Here is a 24,656-nt window from a genome sequence, read left to right as displayed (position 1 = left end):
GGCCCCCGCGCGGCTCGTGCCCCACGGGCACGAGCCGCTTCGCGGCCCCCGTTCCCGACCGGTTATGCGAACGGCGTTCGACAGCTAGCATCGCCGACGGCATGGGAGCGCTCCCGCGCGTTGCCTCCCCGTGCGTGCGGCGGACCGAAGGCGTGGTCGGCGCCGCCCCGCCGGGGAGGCGACGCGCACCCCACCTCACGACGCACCGCCCAACCGTCACACGCCCAACCTCGCAACCCCCAACCCTCAACCCCCCGAGGACCAACCCCTCACCCCCACCACCCCCCAACCCGGAAGGGGCGCACGTGAAGAGCCGCTCACGACCGTTGTTGACCGTACTGGCCGCGATACTGGCCGTTCTGGGGCTGGCCGCCCTGCCGGCCCTCTCGCAGGCCGCCACCCCGACCACCCCGGCCAGCCCCGCCGGGGAGGCGCCCGCCGCCGGCGCGGCGCCCGCTCCGGCGGACGCCGAAGGCGTCGTTGCCGCCATGCAACCCGGCTGGAACCTCGGCAACACCCTCGACGCCACCGGCGACGACGAGACCTCCTGGGGCAACCCGCGCGTCACGCAGGACCTGTTCGCCGCCGTCAAGGCGGAAGGCTTCAACAGCGTGCGCATCCCCGTCACCTGGTCCCAGCACCAGGGCGCGGCGCCCGACTACACCATCGACGCCGGGCAGTTGGCCCGCGTCGAGGAGGTCGTGGACATGGCGCTCGCCGAGGACCTCTACGTGCTCATCAACGTGCACCACGACTCCTGGCAGTGGGTCATGGAGCTGCCGACCAGGCACGACGAGGTGCTCGCCCGCTACACCGCCACCTGGACCCAGATCGCGGAGACCTTCGCCGACGCGCCGCGCGAGGTGCTCTTCGAGAGCATCAACGAGCCGTTCTTCGAGGGGAGTTCCGGGGACCAGCAGAACGCCGAGCTGATGCACGAGCTGAACGCGACGTTCCACGAGATCGTCCGTTCCTCCGGCGGCGACAACGCCGACCGGGTGCTCGTTCTGCCCACCCTCCAGACCTCCGCCGACCAGGCCCGGCTGGACGAACTCAACGCGACCTTCGCCGAGTTGAACGACCCGAACCTGGCGGCCACCGTTCACTACTACGGCTTCTGGCCGTTCAGCGTGAACATCGCCGGCTACACCCGCTTCGACGAGGAGACCGAGGCCGACCTGACCGGCATGTTCGAGCGGGTGGACCAGTCGTTCGTCTCGCAGGGCATTCCGGTGATCCTCGGCGAGTACGGGCTGCTGGGCTTCGACACGCACACCGGGACCGTGGAGCAGGGCGAGAAGCTGAAGTTCTTCGAGGCGTTCGGCGCGGAGGCGCGCGAGCACGGCGTGACCACCATGCTCTGGGACAACGGTCAACACCTCGACCGCACCGAGCACGTGTGGCAGGACCCGGCGCTCTTCGCGCACATCGCCTCCAGTTGGACGGAGCGTTCGGGCACCGCCTCCAGCGACCAGGTCTATGTCCCGCGCGGCGCCGCGCCGGAGGCGGCGACGCTCACCCTCAACCCCAACGGCAACACGCTCGTCTCGGTCAACGAGGACGGCACGCCGCTGGCCGAGGGCACGGACTACACCGTCTCGGGCGAGGAACTCACCCTCTCCGACGCTCTGTTGACCCGGTTGACCGAGAGCCAGGAGCACGGCGTCAACGCGACCCTGACGCTGGAGTTCTCGGCGGGGGTGCCGTGGGAGGTGAACGTCATCGTTCACGAGACCCCGACGCAGGAGGCGGCCACCGGGACCACCGAGGAACTGCTGATCCCGACGGCGTTCCTCGGTGACCAGCTCGCCACCATGGAGGCGGTCTACGACGACGGGACCAACGCGGGCCCGCAGGACTGGACCTCGTACAAGGAGTTCGGCTACACCTTCAACCCGGACTACGAGGCCGGCACCATCGCGCTGACGCCCCAGTTCTTCGCGGATGTGCGGGACAACGCGACGGTCAACCTGACGTTCCACTTCTGGAGCGGCGCGACGCTCAACTACAAGGTCACCACCTCGGGTTCGACGGTCACCGGCACCCCCGCCGACTGACGAACCCTCTCCTTCGCTTTCCCGAAGGGGCGGGGCGGCACGGGCCCCGGGCGTTCGCCGCCCGGGGCCCACGCGTGTCCCGGTACGACGGGGGCTGTCGAGAATATTGCTCGTTCTTTGCTCGGCCAGTACGGTACCCACGCAGCGGCCGAGGAAAGCGCTTACTCCGGGCCGTGGCACCCCACCCCGCCCTGCGATGACACCGCCCCGCGATGACACCCCGCCCTGCGATGACGCGAGGAGACCTCCCTTCATGCCCAACCGGCGCTTGGCCAAGGCACAGCGGCAGCGACCCCGCGCCGCCGCATGGGCCGCGGCGCTCTCCGCGTCCGTGCTCCTGGTGACGGCCTGTTCCGGGGACCCCAGGGGCGACGACGAGAACGTGATCCTGATCGGCGTCTCGCTCCCGCTGACCGGCGACTTCTCCGAGCCGGGGAAGGGCGTGCAACGCGGCTACGAGGCGTGGGTCGAGGCCGTCAACCGGAACGGTGGACTCCTCGGCAAGCGGGTCGAGTTGAAGATCCTCGACGACCAGTCCGCCGCCGACCGGGTGGTGCAGGACTACGAGGCGCTGATCGCGCTGGACGAGGTGGACCTGGTCTTCGGGCCGTTCTCCACCCGGCTGGTGATACCCAGCGCCCGGGTCGCCGAGGAGTACGAGATGCTCTTCGTCGAGCCGGCCGGCGCCGCCAACGAGGTGTTCGAGCAGGGCTTCGAGAACCTTTTCTACGCCGCCCCCGCCGTCGCCAACGACCACTACAACCATCTCGCCGATCACATCCTGTCGCTTCCGGAGGATGAACGGCCGCAGACGGTCGCGGTCGCGTCGATGGACGACCCGTTCGCGCAGTCCACCGCCTACGGCCTGCGGGACCGACTGCGGGAGGGCGGCCTGGAGATCGTGGTGGACGAGGAGTACCCGCCCAACACCACCGACTTCTCCTCCATCGCCGCGAAGATCAACGCGTCGGGCGCGGACATGGTGATCGGCGGGACCCAGTACCAGGACGCGGTCAACATCATCGTCCAGCTGCGACAGCTGGACTACCAGCCGAAGTTGGCCGCGTTCTCCACCGCGCCCACCAACCCCGAGTTCGCCGCGGCCATCGGCGCGAGGACCGAGGGCATCCTCTCGCCCACCGGCTACACCCCGGACGCGCCGTACCCGTCCAACGTGGAGTTCGTCGAGCTGTACCAGGAGATGTTCGGCACCCCGCCGGCCGAGGACGAGGCCAACGCCTACACCACCGGTCAGGTGGTCGCCGCCGCCGTGGAGGCCGTCGGCTGCGCCGAGCAGGGCGAGTGCCAGGAACGACTCGTCGACTGGCTGCGGGAGAACGAGGTCGAGACCATCGTTGGCCCGTTGAGCTGGGACGCCCAGGGCCGCCCGGAGGGCGCGCACCTGATCCAGCAGTACGTGGACGGCGAGATCCGCATCGTGCTTCCCGAGGAGACCCAGGAAGCCGAGTTCGTCTACCCGAAGCCGGAGTGGTGAGCAGGGCATGGACGGAACGCTTCTCTTCCAGAGCCTGGTGCTGGGCGTGCTGCTCGGCGGGCTCTACGCCATCCTCGCGGCCGGGCTGACGCTCTACTTCGGCGTGATGCGGGTGGTGATGATCGCCCACGCCGCCTTTGTCATCCTGGCCGCCTATCTGGCCTGGTACTTCCACCGGGAGACCGGCCTCGACCCGCTGTTCTCGATGGTGTTCACCGTTCCTCTCTTCTTCGGGATCGGGGTGCTGATCCAGCGGGTGCTGATCACCCGGCTACGGCCGGCGACGCTGACCATGATGTCGGTGCTGCTGACCTTCGCGGTGGCGCTGCTGATCGAGGGTCTGCTGGGCCTGGCCTGGTCCGGCACCCAGCGGCGCGTCCAGCTGTCGTACTCCGGCAGCAACTTCGAGTTCTTCGGCGCCCGGATCGCGGTGGTCAAGCTGATCGCCTTCGGGCTGGCGGCGGTGTCCCTGGCGTTGCTGTTCCTCCTGTTGAAGAAGACGAGGTTCGGTCTGGCGCTGCGGGCCACCATCCAGCACCGGGAGGCGGCACAGCTGGTCGGCATTCGGACGGACCGGGTCGCGGGCGTCGGCTTCGGCATTGGTCTGGCCACGGCCGCCATCGGCGGCACCGCGCTGTCGCTGGACGCCACGATCTACCCGTCGCTGCACTGGAGTTGGATCGGCCCGCTGATGGCGATCATCGTGGTCGGCGGCCTGGGCTCGATCCCGGGCACGGCGATCGCCGCGTTGGTGCTCGGGATCGGACAGAGCCTGCTCCAGGTCGAACTCGGCACCACCTGGGCGCAGACCCTGTTCTATATCGCCCTGTTCGTGACGCTGATGCTCCGCCCCCAGGGATTCTTCGGAGGTCGCCTTGCCCAACGCTTCTGACACCGAGGAGAGAACCGTCGAGGGGACGGCCGGGAGGAGCGCCGGCGGGTTCACGCCGCCGGGCTGGGTGCGCAACGCGACGCTTGTGGTGGGTGCCGCGCTGGTGCTGCTCTTCCCGGAACTCGTGCCGAACGCCTATGTGCTCTCGGCCGGCGTGATCGTCGCCTGCTATGCCTGCACGGCGACCGCCTGGAGCTTCATGGGCGGCTTCACCGGCTATGTCTCGCTGGGGCACGCCGCGTTCTTCGGCCTGGGGGCCTACGGCACGGGCCTGCTGATCAGGGACCTGTCGCTCCAGCCGTTCCTCGCCTGGCTGTTGGCGGGGCTGATCGTGCTGGTGGTGACCGTCCCCGTGGGCATCGCCGCGCTGCGGGTGCGGGGCGCGTCGTTCGTGATCGTGTCGATCTCCTTCGTGCTGATCCTGCTGCTGGTCTTCCAGGCGTGGGAGGACTTCACCGGCGGCGCCAACGGGCTGAACGTGCCCCGGCCGTTCGCCGACCTCTACCGTCCCGACCACCACCGGATCTTCTACTACCTGTTTGTCGCGCTGCTCGCGGTGATGCTGCTGACCTGGTGGGTCATCGACCGCTCGCGGTTCGGCGCCGGGCTGAAGGCGGTGCGGGAGGACGAGGACAAGGCCGAGGCGCTGGGCGTGCCGACGCGGGACTACAAGCTGGCGGCGTATCTGATCTCGGCGACGTTCACCGCGCTGGCGGGCGGGCTGTACGCGCTGTGGTTCGGCGATCTGGACCCGATCTTCCAGTTCTCCATCCTGCTGGGGGCCTACATGGTGCTGATGGCGCTGCTCGGCGGCGCCCGGAACCTGTTCGGGCCGCTGGTGGGCGCTGTGGTGGTCGGGACGGCGCTGGAGTACTTCAAGCTGGAGTTCGGCGACACCCAGCTCCATCTCGTCACCACGGCCGCGCTGTTGGGGATCGTGGTGCTCTTCATGCCGGACGGGATCATCCCGGCGGCCGGCGCGCTGCTGCGCCGCCTCGGCCCGAGGCAGGCGTCGATCCGGGAGGTCACGGCGGAGGAGCTGCTGGCCAGGAACGAGCGGAGGGCGGCGGCCGGCGGCGCGGGCGCGCCCGAGGGCGCGTCCCGCGATGCGCCGGACGGCGCGTCCGGCGGCGCGGGCGAGCCGGACTCCGAGAGCGAGGGCGGGCGATGAGCGAGAAGGCGACGGAGACGGCTGCGGCGGTGGGGCTGGAGACGGTCGCACTGACCAGGTCCTTCGGCGGAGTGCGGGCGGTGGACGAGGCCACGGTTACGTTCCGTGACGGTCGGATCAACGCGCTGATAGGCCCCAATGGTTCCGGCAAGACCACCTTTTTTAACTGTGTCACCGGAATGATCAAACCCAACTCCGGATCGGTCCTTTTCCGAGGCAAGGAGATCACCGGCCGGGCACCGCACCGGATCGCGCGCGGCGGAATCGGCCGCAGCTTCCAACTCTGCCGGATCTTCCCCCGGATGACCGTCCTGGAGAACCTGCTGGTCGCCGTCCGCACCGACGGCCTGCGCCAGCTGCTGGCGCCCTCCCGCGACGCCCGGGCCATCGAGCGGGCGCGCGGACTGCTGGTCCGCGTCGGCCTGGACCACCTGGAGAACGCGGAGGCCGGCGCCATCTCCTATGGGCAACAGAAGCTGCTGGAGCTGGCCGGGGTGCTGATGTCCGACCCCGACACGATCATGCTCGACGAGCCGGCCGGCGGCGTGAACCCCTCCCTGATCGGCCGCATCGGCGCGCTGGTGCGGGAGTTGAACGCCGAGGGCAAGACGTTCCTCATCGTCGAGCACAACATGGAGATGGTGATGAGCCTCTCCGACCACGTGGTCGTCTTCGACCGGGGCCGCCCCATCGCCGAGGGCCCGCCGTCCGTCGTGCGGGAGGACCCGCGAGTTCTGGAGGCCTACCTTGGTGTCTGACGAGTCCCAGAAGTCCCCGGCCGACGCCGAACGCGCCCGCCCGCTGCTGGTGTTGGACGACGTGTACGCCGGCTACGGCCGGGCCGCGATGGTGCTGCGCGGCCTGACCGTCGAGGTGCCGCCGCGCACCGTGGTCTGCCTGGTCGGGCCCAACGGCGCCGGCAAGTCGACCGTGCTGAAGGTCGCCAGCGGACTGCTCCGCCCCCGCGAGGGCCGGGTGCTCGTCGACGGCGCCGACGTCACGGGACAGGGCCCGCAGCAGATGCTCCGCTCCGGGCTCGCCCATGTGCTCCAGGGCCACAGCGTCTTCCGCGAGATGACCGTCGAGGAGAACGTGCTGCTCGGCGCCTACACCATCGGGGACCGCGCGCGGATCGCCGAACGGGTCGCGTTCGTGCGGGAGTTGTTCCCGGTGGTGGGGGAGCGGTGGAAGCAGCTGGCCGGGCTGCTCTCCGGCGGGCAGCAGAAGCAGGTGGAGTTCGCCCGTTCGCTGATGATCGACCCTAAGGTTGTCCTGCTGGACGAGCCGTCGATGGGCCTCGACCCCAGGACCACGGCGACGGTCTTCCAGCAGATCACGCGGATGCGGGACGCCGGCACCGCCGTGCTGCTGGTGGAGCAGAACGCCCGCCGCGCGCTGGAGACCGCCGACCTCGGCTGCGTTCTCGACCTGGGCCGCGTCCACATCTCGGGCCCGGCCGCCGAACTCCTCGCCGACAGGCGGCTCTCCGAGCTGTACCTCGGCGGCCGCCCCAAGGCGGCGTCCTGACCAGGGCGGCGACCCGACCTCGGGCGCGCGCCCATATGCGGCGCGCGCCCTGACAACGCGCCGCGCCCCCGCCCGTTCACCCCCACGCCCCCCGTTTGCTCCCGGTTCACCCTCGCGCACCATCTCGCACGACCTCCCATGCCCCCACGTCCTGCGGAGAGTCCCATGAGAACCAGACGCACCACGGTCGCCGCGACCGCCACCGCCGGCGCGCTGATCGCCACCCTGCTCGCCGGCCTCCCGGCCAGCGCCTCCGACGCCTTCGGCCAGGCGGCCCCGGCCCCGGCCGTCGACGGCTTCGCCCCGCTCGCCGTCTTCGACGACTACGCCAACGGCAGCCTGCGCACCCAGGGTTCGTGGCACGTCAACACGCCCGGCGCGCCCGACGGCGCCGTCGTCTCCGACGAGGCGCCCGCCGCGCTCTCCGGCAAGGCGCTCACCATCCACCTCTCCGGCCGCGACTCCGTGCGCTACCGGGGCAACGCCTACGCCGAGCTGGGCGAGCTGACCCTGGAGCCGGCGGCCACCGGCACCGCGTTCCTCGAGTTCGTCGCCGACGACCGGCAGGCGACCGGCCTCAACATCGGCCTGAGCGCCGACGAGTCCCCCGGCCTCGGCGCCGACACCACCGGCGACCCGTTCGACCTCGACGACTTCGGCCCCCACCTCACCCTGGACGCGCGCGGCCTGGTCGCCCGCGACGGGGACGCCGACCGGGTGCTCGACACGGACGTCGAGGACGGCGAACGGTACGCCGTCTGGCTGGTGGTGGACAACGCCGCCGACACCTACCAGGTCCACACCGCGCACGCGGGCGGCGAGCCGAGGCCGGCCAGCGGGCCCGACAGGCAGACGGAGTTCGCGTTCCGCACCGGCGGCGACGCCGAGTTGCGCACCTTCCTGCTGCTCAACGACGACCAGAACGTGCCGACCGGCGACGTTCACCTGGACGAGATCCACCTGTCCCCGGCCACCGCGACCACGGCCAACCCGGCGCCCGCCTACGCCGAGGTCGTCGACTTCGAGGGCTACCAGCCGGCGGCGCTCGACGGGCAGGACGGCTGGAGCGCCGGCCAGGACGCCCGGGTGCTGGCCGACCCGACCGAGCCGCCCGCGCCCAACCAGGTCGCCGAACTCACCGGAAACGACCTGGCCGCGCACCGGGCCGTGCCCGAGATCGCGGAGGGCGCGACCGGAACGGTCTTCTTTCGCGCCCGGCGCGACGGGCCGGTCGACACCTCGCTCGGGCTGACCGACGTGGACGCCCCGACCGGCTTCCCCGACATGCGGGTGCAGGCCAACAGCCAGAACAGCGGCGACCTCCAGGTGCGCGACGGCGACGCGTTCGCCCAGGCCGGCACCTGGTCGGCCGACGCCTGGCAGTGCGTCTGGCTGGTCGCCGACAACGCCGACGACCGGCTCCGCCTCTACAGCAGGGGCGGCCCCTACCGGACCACCATCCGGCTGCCGGTCGACGAGGAACTCGACTACGCCTTCCGCCAGTCCACGGCCGAGGGCCTGGACCGCTTCTTCGTGCTCAACGGGGGAACGTCCGCCGGCCGGCTGCTGCTGGACGACATCGCGGTGGACCCAACGTCCGTCAATCTTCGCGTGCCGAGCGGGAACGCGGACGACTGCCAGGCCGTTGACCAGGGTGACGGCCCCGTCGAGACCCCGATCCCCGAGACCCCGTTGCCCTCCGACGTCCAGCTGCACCTGGACGAGTTCACCGACCTGCCGGCCACCGGCGGCGACGGCACCGCACGCATCAACTTCGTCTCCGAGCTGCCCGGCCCCGGCGGCCCGGAGAGCGGTCGGCTGGCCGTGCCCGATCTCAACGGTCCGCTCTATCTGGTGGACGAGGAGACCGGGGAGCAGACCGAGTACCTCGACGCGGCCGACACCTTCCCCGACTTCGTCATCCAACCCTCCCTCGGCACCGGACTCGGATTTGTCGCCTTCCACCCCGAGTTCGCCGAGAACGGCCGCTTCTACACGGTGCACACCGAGGCCGGCGACGCCCTGACCAGCGCAACGCCGACCTTCACCCCGCCCGAGGACACCCGCGTCCACGGGGTGATCACGGAGTGGACCGCCGACGACCCGGGCGCCGACACGTTCGCCGGCACCCGGCGCGAGGTGCTGCGCATCGGCTACAGCTGGTTCCTTCACGGGCTTCAACAGATCTCCTTCAACCCGCTGGCGGGGCCCGGGGACGCCGACCACGGCCTGCTCTACATCGCCTCGGGCGACGGCGACGAGGTGCCCAACTTCAGCGACCGGCCGCTCGACCCGGGCGAGCCACAGGGCAAGCTGCTGCGCATCGACCCCGCCGGCGACAACGGGCCCGGCGGTGCCTACGGCATCCCGGCGGACAACCCGTTCGTCGGCCAGCCGGACGCGCTCGGCGAGGTCTACGCCCTCGGCTTCCGCAACCCGCACCGCTTCAGCTGGAACCCGGCCGACGGCCGGCTCTTCGTCGGCATGATCGGCGAGCAGTCCATCGACTCCGTCTACGACATCGAGCCGGGCGACAACGCCGGCTGGAACGAACGCGAGGGCGGCTTCGTCTTCCGCAGGGACGACCCCTCCAACGTCTATCCGCTGCCGCCCGACGACGACGCCTACGGCTACACCTACCCGGTGCTGTCGCTGGGGCGGAACTCCGGCGTCTCCCTGGTCGGCGGCTTCGTCCCGCCGGACGGGGTCTACCCGGTGCTCGACGGCCGCTATGTCTTCGGCGACATCGTCAGCGGCGAGCCGCGCTTCGCCGAGGCCGCCGCCTTCGAACGCGGCGGCGAGCGCGCCCCGTTCCACGAGGTGGGCCTCGTCGGCCCGGACGGCCGGCCCACCACCATGGCGGAGCTGGCCGGCGGCGGCCGGGTCGACCTGCGGTTCGGGCAGGACGCGGAGGGCCGGCTCTATCTGTTGTCCAAGGCCAACGGCAAGGTCTGGCGCGTGACCGAGGTCACCGGCGACGCCGGGCAGCGGCCGACGCCTGGCTGCGCCGTGGGCGACACCGTCACCACCGACGTCGGCGAGGCCGCCGACTGGGCGCCGCTGACGCCCGGGCTGTGGCGGTTCGAGAACGGCGAGGTGATCCAGACCGCCGCCGGCGAGGAGCCGTCGGGGCCCCGACGGCCGTTCGAGTACGCGGTGTTGACGGCAGGGCCGGCGTACTCCTCGTTCGTCTACGAGGCGACGGTCCGCATCGACGAGCCGGTGACCAGGAACGATCGGGATGTGGTGCTGATCTATCACTATGTCTCGCCGACCCGGTTTTCCTACGTTCATCTCTCGCAGGACAACACCATCTACCCGCACAACGGGATCTTTGTCGTCAACGACGCCGACCGGGTGCGCGTGGACGACCAGTGGGACGGCCAACTCGGCGCCCCGCCAGCGATCGACGACGCCGACTGGCACGAGGTGCGCGTCGAGGTCTGCGCGGAGACCGGCGAGACGGCGGTCTATCTCGACGGCGCGGACGAGCCGTTGATGACCGCGACGGACACGACCCTCGGCGCGGGCCGGCTCGGCTTCGGCTCCTTCGACAACTTCGGCCGGGTGCGGGACGTGACCGTCACGGGCACCCCGGCGGAGCCCGCCCCCTGATCCCGCGCCGCCGCCTGGTCAACGGCCCGCGCGGTGCGCGCCGTTGACCGAGCGGCGGCGCGCTCACGCGCCGGGGCCGCCGTTCGGCGTGAGGCCGGCCGCCGGTGGCGTCCAGCGGGCGCCGGCGAAGCGGGCCAGCGCGGCCGAGACATCGGACGGCAGCGCCGGCACGACCGAGAGCGGCAGCACCCAGTAACGCCCGCCCCCGCTGCGGAAGGAGCGCGGCGGCGGCGCCGCACCGTGGCGCGGCGTCACATGCACGGCGTAGACCTTGCTGTCCCGCCCTCTGGCGGTGATCCTGCGGATGTCGACGGCCAGCACATCGGCCCAGGCGAGCCAGCCGTTGTGCCGCCCGACGCGGAACGCCAGGTGGTCGGGCGTCAGGAACAGCTCAGTCGTGACCGGCGGCCTGGCCAGCCCCAGCAGGCTGATCAGCGCCGCGAAGCCGCACCAGATCGCCGCCGAGACCAGGGCCCGGAGCGGTTCCCCGTTCATGGCGGCCCGGATCATCAACAGCGTGGCGACCAGCAGCAGCGCGGGCCAGTGCGCGACCGGGAGGCGCCGTTGGCGGGCGGTGACGCGGAAGGCGTGGGCGTCGTCCTGGTGGACCCGCCAACCCTTCCGCCCGGCTGCGGGGCGGGACTCGACGTCCGTGATCTCCTGCCGCAGCGACCGGCGCGCGGCGGGAACGGGAGCGCCGGCGGCGGGCGCGGTACGCGGGGCCGGCACGGTGCGCGGGGCGGGCACGGGCCCGCCGAGTCGAGGCGCCGTCGGGGCGAGCAGGTGCCGCTGGAGGCTCAGGTGGCGGAAGCGGAAGGTGCCGCCGCCCTGGGCGAGCAGCCCACCGGCGTGCGCGTCGCGCAGGAACTCCATCAGCGACCACGGCACCACGCCGCGCGAGGCCAGCCAGCACTTGGCGAGCAGCCAACGGCTCCACGGGCTCAGCAGAAAGAGCACGGCCGCCGCGCCGAAGCAGCCCATCACGCCCTGCCTGACGCCGGCCGCCGGCGCCACCCCGAACCAGTCGTGTGCGGCCTGCCCGATCCCGATCAGCGGCGCCACCACCGTCACCGACAGCAGCGTGGCGCGGCGTTCGTCGGCGAGGAGCCGCGCCGGCGTCGCCGCGTCCACCGTGTCGGCCGGCGCGGCGATCGCGACCATCAACAGCGGCGCGAGAACGGACCCGCAGACCGCCATCACCAGATAGGGCCGCTGGTCGTACGCCCCCGTCGAGACCAGGACGGTGACCACGGCCGGGGAGAGGACGGCCACCGAGGCCCACGCCACTCGCCCCACCGAGGCCGCCCGGCTCGCCGAGCGGAGCGCGGCGTGGATGCGGAACGGGTTGGCGCGGCGGCGTGGCTCGCCCCGGCGGGCGCCGAACCAGTACTCGGCGGCGAACCACAGCAACGCGCCCTGCGACGCCCCCATGGAGAGCGACAGCTCCAGGCCCAGCGTGGCCGAGAAGTCCTCGGCGTACCAGGCGGTGAACGCCTCGGCGGCGCGCGCGAGGCCCAGGGACAGGCCGAACAGCACGGCCACCGTCAGGAACCAGCTCGTCGGCCCACGGAACAGCCGCCACCAGGCCAACTCGGCGGTGCCTTCGGCGTCGAGGCGGCGTGCGAGCGCGGTGAGCCAGCCGCGCGCCCGCGCCGGGTTCCAACGGCCCGGGGCGTGCAGCCGGTCGGGGTCGGTGGGGTCCTCGGTGAAAACGGCGGGGAAGACGGCGTCGAGCAGCCGGCGTTCGACGTCCTCGCCGTGCGCCAGCAGCTCCTCGGGCGCGGGGGAGCGGCTGGCGAGCCAGATCATCAGCGGGTTGGCGAGCGCCCGGGCCAGAGGCGCGCCGGGGTCGCGGGCCAGTGCTTCGGCGACCGCGCGCCACCGGTCGTGGAGCCGGGACGGGGTGGCGCGGAGCAGGTAGGCCGTCGCCTCGGACAGCTCAACGGGCCGGGCGGTGAGCGTGGAGGCGCGGGTGATCTCGGCGCCGGCGGCGACCGTCTCGCGGTAGGCGTCCTCCCGGGAGGCGAGGATGACCGCGTCGTCCCGGCCGAGGGCGCCGTCGATCCCCTGGAGGACCTGCCGCCGGCGGTGCGGGGGCAGTTCGTCCAGTCCGTCGAGGACGGGGAGGAGCCGCTGCCCGGGAATCCGGTCCCGGGCGGCGGGCGGCAGGCTGCGCCTGACCCAGGCGTGGAAGTGCTCCTTCGCCGGGTCGAAGCCCTCCAGGGTGAGCAGCACCGGAACGGGTGCGCCGGCGGTGGCGAGGCAGCGGGCGGCGAGTTCGCGGGTGAGGTGGATCGCCAGCACCGACTTGCCCGAGCCGGGCGGGCCCAGGAGCAGTAGCCGGCGGAAGGAGAGGGAGAGGAAGGCGTCCACCAGCGCCGCCGCGTCCCCGGCGTGCCCGTGGCCGGTGGCCGGCGCCCCGGCCACGTGCTCGCCTGAGCCGCGCGCCTCCGGGGCGGTCTGCCAGCGCGCCGCCCACCGGACGTGCAACGGCTCCCGCTCCGCCGCCACGTCCCGCGCCCGCAGCTCGGCGCCCCACTGCGCGTGCACGCTCAACGCCAGCTCACGGACGGCCCGTTCGACCGGATCGGCCTCCGTGATGACGGCGTTGACGGTGACATCGCCGATGACCTGGCCGATCTGCACCACATAGTCGGCGCGCCCGGACATCTCGTTGTGCACGAACAGCGGCCCGCCGTCCCCGCGTGTCTCCCCGTCCATCTCCTCAGCGTTCCCGTTGGAGGTCCCTGGCAGTGGCCCGTTGGCCGCCGCCCTGTTGATCCCGCCGGCGCCGCCGGCCGGGATCACGGGGAGAACGTCGGGCGAGCGGCGTCGCGTTCCGTCAAGCCCCGTGGTGCGGTGGCGCGTTGGGGGCGCGCAGAGACACGCGTGCGCGGGCGCGCGCGCCCTCACCCGGGGGGCCCGGGACTCCGGCCCCTCAGAGGTCCAGACCCCGCCTCACGCCTTGACCGCCCCCGAGGCGAAGCCGGAGGTGACCTGGCGTTGCAGCAGCAGGAAGATCAGCAGCGCGGGCAGCGCGAAGAGGGAGGACGCGGCCATGGTGGCGCCCCAGTCGGTGCCGAAGGTGTTCTGGAACGAGGTCAGCCACACGGGCAGGGTGCGACTGTCCTGATCCTTGATGATCAGGAAGTTGGCATAGGCGAACTCGTTCCAGGCCGTGATGAACCCGAACAGCGAGGTCGCCATCAACCCCGGCGCCAGCAGCGGGAAGACCACCCGCCGGAACGCCGCCGGCCGGGTGCAGCCGTCCACCTGCGCCGCCTCCTCCAGCTCCTCCGGCACGGTGGCCAGGAAGTTGCGGAGCACCACGATGGTGAACGGCAGCGTGATCATGAAGTAGATCAACGTCAGCGCCGGCAGCCGGTCCAGCAGGTCGGCGTCCCGGTACATGATGTAGATCGGGATGATCAGCGACTCCCAGGGCGCCATCTGCGCCGCGAAGATCAGCACCAGGAACGCGCGCCGCCCGCGCCAGCGCATCCGCGCCACGGCGAACGACGCGGCCAGCGCCACCACCAGCGCCAGCAGCACCGCCCCGACCGTCAGCAGCAGGCTGTTGCGCCAGAACAGCCAGAAGCCGTCACTGTCGATCGCCGTCCGAAAGTGATCCAAGGTCCAACTGAGCGGAACCAGTTGCGGCTGATCGGTCTGGATGTCCGTGGAGGGCTTGAAGGCCGTGGAGAACATCCAGTAGACGGGAAAGACGCAGAACGCGAAGACCACGACGGCCAGCGTCGAACGCAGCGGATGGCGCCGCCGGCGGCGCGCGGGCGACGCCGGAGCCGACGGCGGAACGGTCGGGACGGAGGGTGTCACTGTTCGGCCTCCTGCCGGTACAACTGGCGGAAGTAGATGACCAGAACGGTCGACATCAGCAGCACCGTGATCATGGAGGCGGCGGAGCCCAGGTCGTAGCGCTGCGCGGAGAGCGCGGTCTGCACGGCGTACACGGGGAGGATGGTGGTCGCGTCCCCCGGCCCGCCCTGGGTGATCACCCAGATCTGGACGAACGCCCGGAAGGTCCAGATGACTTCGAGGCAGAGCACCAGCAGGAAGATCGGCCGCAGCATCGGATAGGTGATCGTCCGGAACGCCTGCCAGGCGCTGGCCCCGTCCAGCCTGGCCGCCTCGTGCAGCTCTTTGGGCACGGTGGTCAGGCCGGCGTAGAGGGTGATGGCGGCGAACGGGATCGACTGCCACACCACCAGGAAGACCACGATGGCGAAGGCGGCCGGCCCGTTGGCGAACCAGGGATAGCGGTCGAAGGACTCGAAGCCCAGGCTGGTCAGTGTCCAGTTGACCACCCCGTACTCGGAGTGGAACATCCACTGGAAGACCGTGGTCGCCGCGATCACCGGCATTCCCCAGGCCAGCACCAGACCGCTGAGCACCATCGTCCGCCCGAACCTGCCCAGCCGCTCGACCAGCAGCGCGACCAGGGTGGAGAGCACCATGATCGCCACCACGTTGATCGCCATGAACAGGAACGTGCGGCGGACCACCTCCCAGAAGCGGGCGTCCCCCAGCAGCGTGGCGTAGTTGTCCAGGCCGACGAACTCCGCGTCGCCGTTGATGAGTTGGCGAAGCTCGAAGTCCTGGAGCGAGATCAGCACGCCGCGCAGCAGCGGCACCACCAGCAGCGCCGCCGTGCCCAGCACGGTGGGCGCGATCAGCAGGTAGGGCCACCAGCCGGAGCCGCGCGGCGGCCTGCCGGCCGGCGCTGGCGAACCGGCGCCGGCCGGCGGCGCCTCGGGAACGGAAGGGGGATCGGGCGGCGTGGCGCGCCCCGCGCGCCGACCGGTGGCCTGCATGGCACTCCCTCCAACTCGGGCGGGGTTCATGGACGGGGCGGGGTTCATGGACGGGGCGGGGTTCATGGACGGGGCGGGGTTCGTGAACGGGCGGGGGTCGTCAACGGGCGGGGGAACGGCGGGCGAGGGAACGGCCGGCCGGGCGTCAGGGGTTGAGCGCCCGGGTGATCACCTCGGACGCCTCGCGCGCGGCCCCGGCCGGGTCGGAGCCGGTGAGCACGGCCGTCATGTAGTCCTTGATCGGGTTCTCCGCCTCGACGGCCGCCCACTCCGGGGTGTTGGGCGTCGCCCGCCCGTTGGCCGCGCCCACCGCCATCGCCGCCACGCCCGGGTCGTCGGCGACCTCGTCGGCCAGCGTGGTCTTGTTGGGCACATAGCTCATCGCCCGGGACAGCTCCTGCTGCCACCGGTCGCCGGTCAGCTCCTCGACGAAGGTGAACGCGGCCTCGGGGTCGTGGGAGGCGGCCGGGATGATCAGGTCGGAGCCGCCGGTGAAGACGGCGCCCGGGGTGTCGGGGGTCTTTCCCGGGATCGGGAAGAAGCCGATCCTTCCCTCCAGTTCGGGGTTGCGCTCCACGGCCAGGTTGGCGCCGCCCGGCACGGCGATGATCTGCGCCACCTCGCCGCCGGCGAACACCTCGACCTGCGGCGGCTCGGCCTCGTCGGAGTCGCGCGGCCCCTCGCCCAGCGCCTGGAGTCGCTGGTAGAACTCCATGCCGGCCAGCGCCTCCGGCGTGTCGAGCGCCCCCTCCCAGCCGCCGTCGGTCTCCACGGCCAGGTCGCCGCCCTCGTCCCAGATGAATCCGGACAGCGCGTACCAGTTCTGGCCCGGCAGATAGATGCCCTGCTGCCCCTCCGGCTCGTTGAGCCGCTCGGTGGCCGCCAACCAGGCGTCCCGCGTGGTCAGTTCGGCCGGATCGACGCCGGCGGCCTCGAAGAGGTCGGTGCGGTAGATCACCACGCGGTTGGCCGCGTAGTACGGGATGCCGTACTGGCGCCCGTCCACCGCGCCCGGCTCGGCCAGGCCGGGGAGCCAGTCCTCGCCGCCGAGGTCGGCGACCCGGTCGGTGAGGTCGGTGACGCCGCCGCTGGCCGCGTACTGGGCGACCTGGGTGTTGCCGACCTCGATCACATCGGGCGCGTCGTTGCTGGCCAGGGCGGCGGTGACGCGTTCGCCGATCCCGTTCCACTCCTGGATCTGGACGTTGACGTCGATATCGGGATGGGCGTCCTCGAAGGCGGTGACGAACTCCTCCTCGAACTCCTGGCTGACGCTGTCGCGCATCAGCCAGACGTCGAGGGTGACGGGCCCGTCGTCGCCGTCGGAGGAGCCTCCCCCGCAGGCTGTCAGGGCCATGACGCTGGTCAGGACGGTGGCACAGGCCAGGGGACGGAACTTCACGGGTCACCTCGTGGTCGAGAGGGCGGAAGTGGCTCGGGTGACTGACCAATTGGCTTGGCGGCGTGGTAAGCGTCGAAAATGGCATAGACCTTTGGGGCCGTCAAGGGGCGCCGGCCGTTCCCGGCTCGACGATCTTCACGCCCAACTCGTCCCGCTCCCGGCCCGCTTGCCGCCTCGCACGGTCACCGCCCGTGACCACGGCGCCCGGGACGAACCGCCGGCGAACCGGGAACGCGGGCCCTTGACACCCCGCCGCCGAGGCTGCCACTTTCCTTACCAGTGCAAGGCTTTCCATTACCAGTTGGAAAACCAGAGGGCCGCTCCCGGGAGCCAGAACCCGGGCCACCCGCTCCCCGGAGGCATCCGTGCTCATCCCGCTGCCCCGTCAACTCCTGGAACGCGCCGGACACTTCACGCTCACCCCGGACACCGCGCTGCGCCTGACCCCCGGCACCGAACCCGTCGCCGAGCTGCTCCGCGCCACCCTCGCCCCGGCCACCGGGCTGCCGCTGCCCGCCAGCGCCGACGGCCGGATCTCCCTGGTCGTCGACCGCGCCCTGGCCGGACTCGGCCCCGAGGGCTACGGCCTGACCGTCGGCGGCGAGGCCGTGCTGCTGCGCGCCGCCACCGCCGCCGGGCTGCGCCACGGCGTCCAGACCCTGCGCCAGCTGCTGCCCCCGGCCGCGCTCGGCGCACGCCCGGCGCGCGGGATCGCCTGGCGCCTGCCCCGCGTCGAGATCACCGACCGCCCCCGCTTCCCCTGGCGCGGCGCCCTGCTCGACGTCGCCCGGCACTTCCAACCCGTCGCCTTCGTGCGCCGGTTCGTCGACCTGCTCGCCCTGCACAAGCTGAACGTGCTCCATCTGCACCTCACCGACGACCAGGGCTGGCGGATGCCGGTGGCCGCCCACCCCGCGCTCACCGAGGTCGGCGGCTGGCGCGCCGAGTCGATGGTGGGGCGGGCCGGCAGCGGCCGGTTCGACGGCGTGCCGCACGGCGGCCACTACACCCGCGGCGAGCTGACCGAACTCGTCGCCTACGCCGCCGAGCGCGGCGTCACCGTCGTCCCCGAGATCGAACTCCCCGGCCACACCCGCGCCCTGCTCGCCGCCTACCCCCACCTGGGCAACGACCCGGGCCGCCGGCTGCCGGTGTGGACCGAGTGGGGCGTGTGCCCGAACGTGCTCGGCCCGCACGACGCCGCCCTGGACGTGTGCCGCGACGTGCTCGCCGAGGTGATGGACGTCTTTCCGGCCGAACACGTGCACATCGGCGGCGACGAGTGCCCCACCACCGAGTGGGAGACCAGCCCCGCCGCGCTCGCCCGGGCCCGCGCCGAGGGGCTGGCCGGGCCGGCCGCGCTGCGCGGCTGGTTCCTGCGGCGGATGGCGACGTTCCTGCTGGACAACGGGCGCACGCCGGTCAGTTGGGACGAGGGCGAGGACGGCGCCCTGCCGCCCGAGGCGGTCACCATGACCTGGCGCTCCGGGGCGCAGACGGCGCGCGCGGCGGCGCGCGGCCACCGGGTGATCGCCACCCCCTGGGACCGCACCTACCTCGACTACCCGCGCTCCGCCGACCCCCGCGAACCGCTGGGCCAGGACGGGGTGGTGCCCCTGGAGGCCATCGCCGGCTGGGACCCGGCGCCCGCCGACGCGCCGCACGCCGACGCGGTGCTCGGCACCCAGGCCCAGCTGTGGACGGAGTTCGCGCCCACCCCGGCCGACGTCGAGTACCTCGCCTTCCCCCGACTCGCCGCCCTGGCCGAGGCGGCCTGGAGCCCGGCGGGCGCCGTCCCGGCGCACGGCGCCCGCTCGTTGACCGCCCGGCTCGTCCGCCACGGCGCACGCCTCGACGCGCTCGGCGTGCACCACCGCGCGCCGCGTCGCCCGCCGGCGCACCAGGACAACGCCCCGCTCACCTGACCACTCCGCACGCCCCCTTCGTTCCCCGCACCACCCCACCCCAACGAGAAGAGAGAGCATCCGATGCGTCATCGACACCGCACCCCGGGAGGGCGGCGGCTCGCCGCGCTCCTCACCGGCCTGGCCCTGCTCGCCGGCCTCGGCGCCGCCGGCACCTCCCAGGCCGCCGAAACCGGAGCCGCGGCCGCCGACGAGACGGCCGTCGCCGTCCACTACCGCAGCGGCAACACCTCAGCGACGGCCGACCAGATCGAGCCCTGGCTCAAACTGGTCAACAGCGGCGACCAGGCCGTCCCGCTCGACGAGTTGACCATCCGCTACTACTTCAGGGCCGAGTCGCCCGGCACCGACTACCGCTTCGGCTGCTCCTGGGCCGTGCTGGGCTGCGCCAACGTCACCGGCACCTTCGGCCTGTTGTCCGCGCCCACCGAGGACGCCGACCGCTACCTGGAGATCGGCTTCCGCGCCGGCACCCTGGCGCCCGGCGCCGACACCGGGGACCTGCAACTGCGCCTGCACCGCGCCGACTGGCAGGCCGTCAACCAGGCCGACGACTACTCCTTCGGCGCCACCCAGTCCGCCTACGGCCCCTGGGAGCGGATCACCGTCCAGCGCGCCGGCACCCTGGTCTGGGGCACCGCGCCCGAGGGCAACGACCCCGGCGAACCGGGCGAGCCGGGCGAACCCGGCGAGCCGCCGTCGGAGGAACTCTTCGACGACTTCAGCTACGCCGCCCACAACGACCCGGCCCTCGCCCAGAACGGCTGGGTGGTCCGCACCAACAGCGGCGGCCCCGGCGTCCCGGGGGCCAGCTGGCCGGCGGAGAACATCACCTTCCCCGAGGCCGAGGGCGGCACCGTTCTCAATCTGGAGTCGGGCACCGACGGAACGCCCGCCGGCACCGAACAGTCCGAACTGTTTACCTCTGCGGTCAAGTTCGAACAGGGCACCTATGCCGCCCGGGTCAACTTCTCCGACGCGCCCCGCTCGGGACCCGACGGCGACCGGATCGTGCAGACGTTCTTCTCCATCAACGACCTGACGGCCCCGATGGACCCGGACTACGCCGAGTACGACTTCGAGTACCTGCCCAACGGCGGCTGGGGCGAGCCGGCCAACATCCTCTACGCCACCTCCTGGGAGACCTACCGGCCCGACCCCTGGGAGGCGGTCAACACCCACACCGAGGAGCGGACCAGCTTCGCCGGCTGGCACGACCTGGTCTTTACCATCGACGAGACCAGCATCCGCTACTACGTGGACGGCCGGCTCTTCGCCGTCCACGGCGAGCCGTACCTGCCGGAGCGGCCCATGTCGATCAACTTCAACCAGTGGTTCATCGACCTGCTCGGCCAGCCCGACACCACCACCCCGCGCGCCTACGACCAGCAGGTGGACTACGTCTACTTCGCGGCCGACACCGCCCTCACCCCCGGGCAGGTGGCGGAGCGGGTGACGGCGCTGCGCGACGAGGGCGTCGCGTTCACCGACACCGTCGCCGCCCGGTGACCGGCCCCGACTGACCGTTCCCGACCGGTCGTTGCCCGTTCCCCTTACCTCTGGCGACCGTTCGGCCGGCTCCCGGCACCCGCCCGGAGCCGGCCGAACCCAACTGGTCATATGCTGGTCAATGGCACGCCACGGCGGGCAGGAACAGCGACAGGAACAGCGACAGCAGTCGAGGTCGGGGGAGAGGGCATGACCAGGCCGTCACACGGAGCGGCGCTCAAGCGGGACCGGGTCCGCGAGCACCTGCTCGAACTGATCGAGGAACGCCGCCCGGGCGACGCGATCCCCTCCGAACGCTCCCTCTGCGCCCGGCTGGAGGTCTCCCGCCCCACGCTGCGCGCCGCCGTGGACGAGCTGGTGGCCACCGGCCAACTGGTCAGGGAACACGGCCGGGGCATGTTTATCGCGCCCGGGAAGATCACCCAGGAACTGGTGCCGGGCGCCGGCGACTCGCTCGCCGTCCCGCCGGCCTCCGGCGCCTGGACCAGCCGGCTGCTGCGCTTCGCCGTGCAGGCGGCCGGCGTCCGCGTCGGCCGCAAGCTGCGGATGTCCCCGGCGGAACGCGTCTTCGCCGTCGCCCGACTCCGCCTGGTCGAAACCGTTCCCATGGCGATCGAGTACCTTCACCTGCCGGTCGACCTGGTGCCCGACCTGACCGAGGACGATCTGGCCGCCGGCGACCTCTACGACCATCTCCGCGACCGGCACGCGGTCCAGGTCAGCCAGGCCAGCCAGTCCATCGAACCCACCGTGGTCAGCGAGGCCGAGGCCGAACTGCTCGATGTGCCGCCGTTCTCCCCGGCGTTGCTCTTCGGCCGGGTCACCACCGACACCACGGGCCGCACCGTCGAGTACTGCCACTCCCTCTACCGGGGCGACCGCTACCGCATCGTCTCCCGCCTCTCCCTCCTCGACGGCCCGCCGGCCGCCGCCGCGCCGTCCGCCGCCGGCGGCCACCACCCCGGCATCCCGCCGGCCGAGGCGACACCCGCCCGCCCCGTCGTCTCCGCCACCACCGGCGACATCCACCGCGCCGACTGACCCCCGGGCGGCCGGCGCGCTGGCCCGCGACGCCGGGCCGGCGCCAACGCCGACGCCCCGCCCGGGAGTTCGGGCGGGGCGCCAGCGTGGGGGATGCGGTGTGCATCGCGTGACGGTCAGCGGAGCCAGGGGGTGGTGCGCACCACCGGCAGCCGGGCCCACAGCGGGGCCAGGCCCCAGGTGTCGCCGGCCCGGAAGAGCGCCAGGGCGACCAGCACCAGTGCGTAGAGCACGTGGTAGTCCAGGAACGGGTTGCTCGACATGCTGGGCGAGCCGTCCGACAGGTGCTGCGCCGGGGGCCACTCGGCGGCCCACATCAGGGCCATCATCAGCGAGCCCGCGACCGCCGCCAGCCGCAGCCCGACGCCCGCCAGCACCGCCACGCCGATCCCCAACAGGCCCAGCATGAACAGCCAGTCGGCCCAGGCGTCCCCGGCCCAGGACTGGAAGGTGGACTCCAGCGGCCCGACCGAGACGTTGCTGAGGAAGCCCCGGGTCGGCGAGCCGCCGTCGATCCAGGCGTTCTCCGATGGGGTGGCATAGCCGAGGCCGAAGGTCTTGTCGAGGAAGGCCCACAGGAAGACGAACCCGGTGGCGATCCTCAGCACCGCGAGGAACCGGGTGGCCGGGGTGTCGGCCTGGGCCGGCGCGGTGGCGTCCCTCCCCGAGGCCAGCAGCCGGGAGAGTCCGCCCTGGGCCTGCGGGGTGTCCTGGAGAGTCATGGTCCCTTTCCCTTCCTGGGAGTTGGCGCCGGAGGTCCCGGTCGGGTCCCTCTCGGCGAACTCCACTCTCCTCGCGGCGAACCCCCGCCGGATGGGCCGCGCGGTGCCCGCCGATGGGGCCGAACGGACCCTTCCGCCGGGGCTGTTGGGCCCGGGGCGCCGGCGCGCCGTGCGGAACGGGACTCCGGGACCGCCGGGGAACGGGGGCCGTTCGGCCCATGCGCTTCCCCGCGCGCTGGTCCACCCTGGACGGAGGGCACCGGCGGGGTGCCCTGAGGGACACGGGAGCGCGGGCATGGCTGCGGAACGGGACGGCGCGGGGCCGATCAGGGTCTTCCTGCTGGACGACCACGAGGTGGTGCGGCGCGGGGTGCACGACCTGCTGGACGCCGAGCCGGACATGACGGTCGTCGGCGAGGCGTCCAGCGCCGCCGAGGCGCTGGCCAGGGGACCGGCGCTGCGGCCCGACGTGGCGATCCTCGACGTGCGGCTCAGCGACGGCGACGGGATCTCCGTCTGCCGCGAACTCCGCTCCCGGCTGCCGGAGTTGTCCTGCCTGATGCTGACGTCCTTCGACGACGACGACGCGCTGCTCGACGCGATCATGGCGGGCGCCGCCGGCTATGTCCTCAAGCAGATCAAGGGCTCCGACCTGATCGCCGCCGTGCGGACCGTCGCCTCGGGGCAGTCCATGCTGGACCCGGCGACCACCGCCCGCCTGATGACCAGCCTCCGCACGGAGTCGGCGCCGGCCGCCTCGCCGCAGGAGGAGGCCCTGGCGACGCTGACCGCCCGCGAGCGGGAGGTGCTGGAGCTGATCGGCGAGGGGCTCACCAACCGCCAGATCGGCGCGCGGCTCTACCTCTCCGAGAAGACCGTGAAGAACCACATCTCCCGGCTGCTCGGCAAGCTCGGCGTGGAGCGCCGCGTCCAGGCCGCGATCCTCGCCAAGGAGGCGGGCGGCGGCGGCCGTTGACCGGCGGGCGGCCGGACGTCCCGGCCGGCGGAGCCGGTCAGCGGCAGCCGGCCGGCAGCGGGTGGCCCCGCTCGACGAGGTGCCGGAGGGCGGCGGCCAGCGAGTGCGCGTCGAAGAGCGCCGAGTGCTCGGCGCCGTCCGAGGGGCGGGCCAGGCCCAGCGCCTTCCACAGCCCGCCCGAGTTGGTGGCGGCGGTCTCCGGTGCGAGGGCGTTCAGCCAGGGCCTGATGTTCAGGAACGCGGCATCCAGAAAGCCGTGCCGCGGCACCTCGCCCCGCGCCCGCGCCCAGCCGACGTTCTCGCCCAGGACCATCATGTCGTTGCCGTACGACAACGCCACGCCCCCGGCGCAGAACGCGAAGAGGTCGCCCAGGGCCCGGGCCGGCGGCAGCCCGTCGCGGTCCACGTCCTCCTGGCGGATGCCCGTCAACGCGCAGAAGTAGGGGGACAGGCGCGGGTTGGCCACCGGCCGCACCAGGACCTCGAACTCCTCCCGCACGGACAGGTCCTCGCCCAGCCGCACGGCGCCGATCTGCACGATCTCCCGCAGCTGGCCGGGCCCCGACCAGTCGGTCTCGACCGCGCCCTCCCAGGTGGTGAACTCCAGGTCCAGGGCGACAAGGGACGAGACGGGGGACGACATCACGGATCTCCTTCACCGCCCGCGCACCACCCCGCACGAACGGACAACCGGGGCCATTCGGAACGCCGATGCTAGCCGCCGCCCCGACGGTCCCGGGCACCGGCCGGTGCCCATCCGGCGGGTCCCGCCCCGGCCCCGTTCGGCGGGCGGTCGGCGGAACGTTCCTGACGACCGGATGCCCGAGCGACGTGCCCGATCCGATGGCTATCGTGATCGCCCAGTGAGCACGTCGGACACCTCCCGTCCCCCACGTGCTCGCGGCCGATCGTGAGGGAAGCCGTGACACGCCAGACCGTCGCCGCCGACGCCCTGCGGGAGGCATCCGCTGAGGCGTACGCCGCCTTCTGCGCCGTCTGCGCCGAGCACCTTGCCGGGGCGCATCGCCTCCTCGCAGACCCTGAGGAGGGCGAGTGGTTCGAGCAGCTGCTCGACCTCGGGTGGCGCGCGGCCTCGGGGGACGCGTCGGAGGAGGAGTGCGCCGAGGTGCTTGACTCGGTGGATCTCGCCGAGCTGCTCGGCGGGGTGGAACAGGACGACCCGGCCTTTCTCACGGGACAGGTCGTCGCGCTCGCGCTCAACACCCTGGCGGTGTATCTGCGTCCCGACGGCCGCTTCTTCCTCTACGAGGTCTGGCGCTCCCGGGCCGACCTGGACGCCCACAACGCGTACCCCCCGCTGCGGGACTTCCTCGACCACCTCCTCGACTACCTGGTCGCGCCCCCCGAGGCGTATCTGGACACCATGATCAGCCCGCACCCCGACGCCCCGGCGCCCGCGCGCGGTTGACGGCGCGCGGTTGACGGCGCGCGACGGGTGACCACGGCGCCGCGCCGGGGCGCCGTGGTCACC

18 protein-coding genes are annotated in these 24,656 nt (G+C 72.5%); 12 read left to right on the top strand and 6 right to left on the bottom strand.

Annotation, left to right across the window (positions count from 1 at the left end; genetic code table 11):
- The first annotated feature begins 305 nt into the window (after nt 1-305).
- The 7 genes from EBN88_RS16085 to EBN88_RS31240 all read left to right on the top strand — a co-directional run bounded on the left by EBN88_RS16085 (nt 306) and on the right by EBN88_RS31240 (nt 10,757).
- Nucleotides 306-2,057, top strand: a complete 1,752-nt coding sequence (locus EBN88_RS16085) for a cellulase family glycosylhydrolase (RefSeq protein WP_233580715.1) — start codon at nt 306-308, stop codon at nt 2,055-2,057.
- Nucleotides 2,058-2,310: 253 nt separating this feature from the next.
- Nucleotides 2,311-3,552 (top strand): amino acid ABC transporter substrate-binding protein, encoded by a 1,242-nt coding sequence (locus EBN88_RS16080; RefSeq protein ID WP_122184570.1) that lies wholly within the window; start codon nt 2,311-2,313, stop codon nt 3,550-3,552.
- Between the two features lie 7 nt (nt 3,553-3,559).
- Nucleotides 3,560-4,444 (top strand): branched-chain amino acid ABC transporter permease, encoded by an 885-nt coding sequence (locus EBN88_RS16075; RefSeq protein WP_122184569.1) that lies wholly within the window; start codon nt 3,560-3,562, stop codon nt 4,442-4,444.
- A complete protein-coding gene (locus EBN88_RS16070) occupies nt 4,428-5,615 on the top strand; it encodes a branched-chain amino acid ABC transporter permease (RefSeq protein WP_199742378.1) in 1,188 nt (395 codons plus the stop codon). The genes EBN88_RS16075 and EBN88_RS16070 overlap by 17 nt, the downstream gene beginning before the upstream one ends.
- Complete coding sequence (locus EBN88_RS16065) at nt 5,612-6,373, top strand: ABC transporter ATP-binding protein (RefSeq protein ID WP_122184567.1); 762 nt, start codon at nt 5,612-5,614, stop codon at nt 6,371-6,373. The genes EBN88_RS16070 and EBN88_RS16065 overlap by 4 nt, the downstream gene beginning before the upstream one ends.
- Complete coding sequence (locus EBN88_RS16060) at nt 6,366-7,142, top strand: ABC transporter ATP-binding protein (protein WP_199742377.1); 777 nt, start codon at nt 6,366-6,368, stop codon at nt 7,140-7,142. The genes EBN88_RS16065 and EBN88_RS16060 overlap by 8 nt, the downstream gene beginning before the upstream one ends.
- 165 nt (nt 7,143-7,307) lie before the next feature.
- Nucleotides 7,308-10,757 carry a PQQ-dependent sugar dehydrogenase gene (locus EBN88_RS31240; protein ID WP_199742376.1) on the top strand — a complete coding sequence of 1,150 codons (3,450 nt, stop codon included), beginning with the start codon at nt 7,308-7,310 and terminating at the stop codon, nt 10,755-10,757.
- 63 nt (nt 10,758-10,820) lie between these two features.
- Here EBN88_RS31240 and EBN88_RS16050 read toward each other — a convergent pair whose 3' ends face one another.
- From EBN88_RS16050 to EBN88_RS16035, 4 genes are all read right to left on the bottom strand, one after another.
- Entirely contained in the window at nt 10,821-13,478 is a 2,658-nt protein-coding gene (locus EBN88_RS16050) for an NACHT domain-containing protein (protein WP_147472739.1), read from the bottom strand.
- A gap of 237 nt (nt 13,479-13,715) precedes the next feature.
- Nucleotides 13,716-14,594: a carbohydrate ABC transporter permease gene (locus tag EBN88_RS16045; RefSeq protein WP_158621396.1), complete on the bottom strand. Its 879-nt coding sequence runs from the start codon at nt 14,592-14,594 to the stop codon at nt 13,716-13,718.
- Entirely contained in the window at nt 14,591-15,589 is a 999-nt protein-coding gene (locus EBN88_RS16040) for a carbohydrate ABC transporter permease (protein ID WP_122184565.1), read from the bottom strand. The genes EBN88_RS16045 and EBN88_RS16040 overlap by 4 nt, the downstream gene beginning before the upstream one ends.
- A 145-nt stretch (nt 15,590-15,734) precedes the next feature.
- A complete protein-coding gene (locus EBN88_RS16035; RefSeq protein WP_407703417.1) occupies nt 15,735-16,991 on the bottom strand; it encodes an extracellular solute-binding protein in 1,257 nt (418 codons plus the stop codon).
- Nucleotides 16,992-17,356: 365 nt separating this feature from the next.
- On the opposite strand from EBN88_RS16035, the gene EBN88_RS16030 reads away from it, so the two are divergent.
- From EBN88_RS16030 to EBN88_RS16020, 3 genes are all read left to right on the top strand, one after another.
- Nucleotides 17,357-18,916: a beta-N-acetylhexosaminidase gene (locus EBN88_RS16030; protein ID WP_122184564.1), complete on the top strand. Its 1,560-nt coding sequence runs from the start codon at nt 17,357-17,359 to the stop codon at nt 18,914-18,916.
- A 63-nt stretch (nt 18,917-18,979) separates the two neighbouring features.
- The gene (locus EBN88_RS16025; protein WP_122184563.1) at nt 18,980-20,425 is read left to right on the top strand and encodes a cellulose binding domain-containing protein; all 1,446 of its coding nucleotides are present in this window, start codon (nt 18,980-18,982) and stop codon (nt 20,423-20,425) included.
- A 189-nt stretch (nt 20,426-20,614) separates the two neighbouring features.
- Nucleotides 20,615-21,466 carry a GntR family transcriptional regulator gene (locus EBN88_RS16020; RefSeq protein WP_122184562.1) on the top strand — a complete coding sequence of 284 codons (852 nt, stop codon included), beginning with the start codon at nt 20,615-20,617 and terminating at the stop codon, nt 21,464-21,466.
- A 116-nt stretch (nt 21,467-21,582) separates the two neighbouring features.
- Here the strand turns inward: EBN88_RS16020 and EBN88_RS16015 are convergent, their stop codons facing one another.
- Nucleotides 21,583-22,188: a DoxX family membrane protein gene (locus EBN88_RS16015; protein WP_122184571.1), complete on the bottom strand. Its 606-nt coding sequence runs from the start codon at nt 22,186-22,188 to the stop codon at nt 21,583-21,585.
- Between the two features lie 295 nt (nt 22,189-22,483).
- Here EBN88_RS16015 and EBN88_RS16010 point away from each other — a divergent pair, with 295 nt between their 5' ends.
- The gene (locus tag EBN88_RS16010) at nt 22,484-23,164 is read left to right on the top strand and encodes a response regulator (RefSeq protein ID WP_122184561.1); all 681 of its coding nucleotides are present in this window, start codon (nt 22,484-22,486) and stop codon (nt 23,162-23,164) included.
- A gap of 37 nt (nt 23,165-23,201) precedes the next feature.
- Here the strand turns inward: EBN88_RS16010 and EBN88_RS16005 are convergent, their stop codons facing one another.
- Nucleotides 23,202-23,807: a 3'-5' exonuclease gene (locus EBN88_RS16005; RefSeq protein WP_122184560.1), complete on the bottom strand. Its 606-nt coding sequence runs from the start codon at nt 23,805-23,807 to the stop codon at nt 23,202-23,204.
- A 279-nt stretch (nt 23,808-24,086) separates the two neighbouring features.
- Here EBN88_RS16005 and EBN88_RS16000 point away from each other — a divergent pair, with 279 nt between their 5' ends.
- On the top strand, nt 24,087-24,593 hold the full coding sequence (locus EBN88_RS16000; protein ID WP_122184559.1) for a putative quinol monooxygenase: 507 nt from the start codon (nt 24,087-24,089) through the stop codon (nt 24,591-24,593).
- Nucleotides 24,594-24,656 lie beyond the last annotated feature (63 nt).

The sequence above is a fragment of the Streptomyces triticirhizae genome (assembly GCF_003696235.1).
GTDB classification, from domain to species: Bacteria; Actinomycetota; Actinomycetes; order Streptomycetales; family Streptomycetaceae; genus Streptomyces; species Streptomyces triticirhizae.
The sequence above is the reverse complement of the archived record's forward strand: the minus strand, read 5'-3'. Positions and strand labels throughout refer to the sequence as shown.

Excerpts from the sequence above, each read along its gene's own strand:
- EBN88_RS16080 (WP_122184570.1), top strand. The coding sequence starts at position 2,311 with ATGCCCAACCGGCGCTTGGCCAAGGCACAGCGGCAGCGACCCCGCGCC.
- EBN88_RS16075 (WP_122184569.1), top strand. The coding sequence starts at position 3,560 with ATGGACGGAACGCTTCTCTTCCAGAGCCTGGTGCTGGGCGTGCTGCTC.
- EBN88_RS16065 (WP_122184567.1), top strand. The coding sequence starts at position 5,612 with ATGAGCGAGAAGGCGACGGAGACGGCTGCGGCGGTGGGGCTGGAGACG.
- EBN88_RS31240 (WP_199742376.1), top strand. The coding sequence starts at position 7,308 with ATGAGAACCAGACGCACCACGGTCGCCGCGACCGCCACCGCCGGCGCG.
- EBN88_RS16050 (WP_147472739.1), bottom strand. The coding sequence starts at position 13,478 with ATGGACGGGGAGACACGCGGGGACGGCGGGCCGCTGTTCGTGCACAAC.
- EBN88_RS16040 (WP_122184565.1), bottom strand. The coding sequence starts at position 15,589 with ATGCAGGCCACCGGTCGGCGCGCGGGGCGCGCCACGCCGCCCGATCCC.
- EBN88_RS16025 (WP_122184563.1), top strand. The coding sequence starts at position 18,980 with ATGCGTCATCGACACCGCACCCCGGGAGGGCGGCGGCTCGCCGCGCTC.
- EBN88_RS16020 (WP_122184562.1), top strand. The coding sequence starts at position 20,615 with ATGACCAGGCCGTCACACGGAGCGGCGCTCAAGCGGGACCGGGTCCGC.
- EBN88_RS16015 (WP_122184571.1), bottom strand. The coding sequence starts at position 22,188 with ATGACTCTCCAGGACACCCCGCAGGCCCAGGGCGGACTCTCCCGGCTG.
- EBN88_RS16010 (WP_122184561.1), top strand. The coding sequence starts at position 22,484 with ATGGCTGCGGAACGGGACGGCGCGGGGCCGATCAGGGTCTTCCTGCTG.
- EBN88_RS16005 (WP_122184560.1), bottom strand. The coding sequence starts at position 23,807 with ATGTCGTCCCCCGTCTCGTCCCTTGTCGCCCTGGACCTGGAGTTCACC.